Here is a 2,371-nt window from a genome sequence, read left to right as displayed (position 1 = left end):
AATGTTATTAATTTTATATACAACAAGTCAATAATTTGTTACTTTTCGTGTTTCACAGCCTCATGAATCTCGTCACACTTTCGTCATGATTTTGTCATCTCTTCGTCAATCTGATATGCAACTATTAGCCACCAGAGGTTTGTTCATTTTTATCAAGTGGGATTACCTGCCTTTCACTTATCTTTAAGTTCTCCTTATCATCTCACCACCTATTCCAGAGGCTTTATTAGTTTCCCTGACTCGGAAGAGTAGTCCTATAGCTTTGTACAATGGTTTTTTTGATCGCGCGGTTGTAGTTCGTTGTAGAGTTCATAATCTTTTTTAAGAAAAAAATTGAATCTAAGTCAAAATTGAATGCTTTTAAAAATCAATTAGGCGAGTATTTATCTAAATAGATAAAGGGAGCATCCAGTTTTGGCAGAAAGGCTCAAATAGCAAGTAAACCATTTAGATAAGCACAACGAACAGAAAGAATTTGGTTGACACTTTCAATATTCCATTGTGCGCCGGATATTTTAATCCTTGCTCCAATCTGTTTAATAGCAGATTCGACAGCTCCAGAACCAATAGAACACAGTTGTTCAGCTTGGTAATAGCTGTAATTAATAATGCGAGTGCGATGTTTTTCGAGATAAGCGATAAATTTCTTAACTTGTTTGCCTCGACAATTATTAAATAAAGCCTGAATTGGCTCTATCTGACCTTGCCACAATAAACTCTCAGCAGCTTTGAGACGCTTTAAAGAACCACCAATTTTATAAAGATTCTCCTTAAGGTGATACCAATCTAAAATTTCCAAACGTTCAAATTTTTCAGTTCCAAACTCTTTAACTAAATTCCAAACTCCATCATGGCCATCTCCCAGGCAAACAAGTGGATTTACCAAAGATTGGCTATTAACGTAATCAATTAATGATTGGTTATCATCAAAAAACGCACCATAGTAAATCCCTTGCAGACGAACGGTTTTATAGTCTCGCCAGTAACAGCCTGCTTTCGGTTTACCCCTGAGTCGGACTTTTCCTCCATCTACGCTGACTTCTGAAACTGATTGTTTAGCAAGTGGTAATTGAAAATCTTGTGACAGCACTAGTTGTTGTTGCGTTGAGTGACTCACTTTTACTCCTGTCAATGCCTCAATCTCGATCTCTGCTTTTTGGTATGATTCATTAGCTGATAGCCTCAAACAGCACTTTTGAAGCAATGGACTTAATCGACTCCTTGGCTTCAAACCCAGTCTCTGTATCTGTTTAGCTTTAAGAGTCAATTCTCCTACTAGGCTTTTTATTTTCCTGGTTTTACCTACTTTTGTTCCTGTTTTTTGTTCAATAAAAAAAGGGCTATTTCTGGGCTGACTAGTTCTAATACTTGACTACGAACCGTTTTTTCTATGCCTTCAAGGTCTGTCAGCTTACTTTTGTCTGCTTCTTCATACAGTAGTATTGACAATTCTTTTAAGCAGGCTTTGATCCGTTCTTGTTTCTCTTGGTTCATTGTCAGCGATCGCACAGGGTTATTTCCCTTTATATTTTCCCATAAATGATAAATCTTCCAAAAGTGGATGCTCCCTAGATAAAAGGGTATCTTCACGCTTGAGATACCCAGGTGCTTAAGAAAAATAATCTAAACAAGTTATGAATTTACCACACAATATCTGTATAGGACTTGGCGCTGGTGTGTCAGGGGTGTGTATTGGCATGGCGATTTTTGCTAGAGTCAGACTTCAGACTCAACTGCTTGAAAAACCTATAAACTGAATGGCTCCTACAGTCAAAATGACAGTGAACTTTGATATCAAGTCCAGCCTGTGCTGCCAGTCGCCCAAGCAGCTTTCGCACTGCATCAGTAGACATCACCTCATTGCAGACACGAGATAGCAGCAACAATCAACCTAGCGCAATCTCTGATGACCAGAAATCAAATCAGAATAACATTGATAGTGATAAATGTGCTGAATAAGACAAATAAATCACATAACCTGATCGTATTTTATATCTGGTTATAGAGCGAGCGGCGCGCGAGATGCCATAATTTTGCCCCGATTAAAATTGCACAAAAGTTTTTCAAGGTTAGGTTTTGTTAGCAAGATAGCGTAAGCACCCAAAAAGCTTAATTTCGAGTTGGTATTGCGTGCTGGGATAGAGATTTGACTAATGCCTTTGCAACTGCTTTGGCAGATTGAGGATTTTGTCCGGTGATGAGGCGATCGCTCACTTCGACATGGGGAATAAAGGGAAGTATCCCCAGGGTTAGCGCATCTCAAACTCTATTGACAGTTGGATTCTAGCAGAGAGTTAAGTTTGAGAAAGCCGCCGTCAAAACGGAAAGCATATACTGATCATTCATAGCGGCTCGCCGAGACTTTTGGCGA

Annotated in this window: 2 protein-coding genes; one reads left to right on the top strand and one right to left on the bottom strand. The window is 38.9% G+C overall.

Going from position 1 to position 2,371, the window contains the following annotated elements:
* Positions 1-427: 427 nt before the first annotated feature.
* Positions 428-1,494, bottom strand: a protein-coding gene (locus tag CDG79_RS40170; protein ID WP_094347002.1) for an ISKra4 family transposase whose coding sequence is annotated in 2 segments (ribosomal slippage) — positions 428-1,338 and positions 1,338-1,494 — 1,068 coding nt in all. Because the reading frame shifts where the segments join, the coding sequence is not laid out codon by codon here.
* Between the two features lie 294 nt (positions 1,495-1,788).
* Here CDG79_RS40170 and CDG79_RS43285 point away from each other — a divergent pair.
* On the top strand, positions 1,789-1,959 hold the full coding sequence (locus tag CDG79_RS43285; RefSeq protein WP_189525321.1) for a hypothetical protein: 171 nt from the start codon (positions 1,789-1,791) through the stop codon (positions 1,957-1,959).
* The last annotated feature ends 412 nt before the right edge of the window (positions 1,960-2,371 follow it).

Origin of the sequence: Nostoc sp. 'Peltigera membranacea cyanobiont' 232, assembly GCF_002245985.1 — a bacterium.
In the GTDB taxonomy this organism is placed as follows: domain Bacteria; phylum Cyanobacteriota; class Cyanobacteriia; order Cyanobacteriales; family Nostocaceae; genus Nostoc.
The sequence above is the reverse complement of the archived record's forward strand: the minus strand, read 5'-3'. Positions and strand labels throughout refer to the sequence as shown.